Source organism: Wolbachia endosymbiont of Drosophila baimaii, assembly GCF_028982185.1.
In the GTDB taxonomy this organism is placed as follows: Bacteria; Pseudomonadota; Alphaproteobacteria; order Rickettsiales; family Anaplasmataceae; genus Wolbachia; species Wolbachia pipientis.
The window spans coordinates 1-778 of record NZ_JAPQLE010000001.1 but is presented as its reverse complement, the minus strand read 5'-3'; the positions used below and the strand labels follow the sequence as shown (position 1 = coordinate 778).

Below are 778 nucleotides of genomic sequence, written 5' to 3'. Positions count from 1 at the left end.
TGTAAATTTGTTACCTCTCTTACCCACTCCATAATTAAACAACTCTGCAATGTCTCCTATTTGTCCTCCTAATAATGAGAATTGGTATAACAAGTAGCGGGATGACGGTTGTCAGGCTAGCTGTCATCCCAGCACTGGTAGACTCAAATCACAATGCCCGTAAAGCTGCGACCCTAGAGCTACTATCTCTCACCCACTGCAAATATTGCACGGTACTATCCACTTGATCATCGTGTCGAGTTTCAGGAAACATTAAAATCTCATACTCAAAATCGTTCAGCCATACTGCTTGGTGCGGCAGAAAAACCTTGCCAGACTCTATAATCGGAACAATTTGATAAAATCGAGTAAGTTTGTCATCATGTGGCACTATTTCAATAATGGGTAAATCACTGTTTGTTTTTAGCTCTTGCACCAATTGCTGACCACTTGTTTTTGCTTCGATTAAAATTGCGTGTGGCGCCCATCTTGCTGCTAAGGAAAAAACTTGCTCTTTAAGCTTTGGATACTCAAGCTTTGCACGATATACATCAAGTAAATAGAATTTATTGCCCACTTTTGTCCAGGTGGTGCAGACGCTAAAGTTGCTCATGCTGCTTGTTGAAACTGCAGTGTCCCAGCTCTGAGTGACATATGAGAGACTATCAGGAAAATTTCTATAGCGCTTCAACCACTCTCGTTTAATTACACCACTTGAAAGCGGCAGAGGGTTTTGTTGATATTGCGCAGCAAAAGCATAACTCCCAAGTTCAACCTTTATCATCTCAACTTCTTCTTT

The 778-nt window shown here is 41.1% G+C and carries 1 protein-coding gene; it reads right to left on the bottom strand.

Features of this window, described 5'->3' with window-relative positions; all coding sequences use genetic code 11:
• Positions 1-148: 148 nt before the first annotated feature.
• The coding region (gene terL / locus OZD66_RS00005; protein ID WP_275021823.1) for a phage terminase large subunit at positions 149-778 on the bottom strand (630 nt) is incomplete at its 5' end.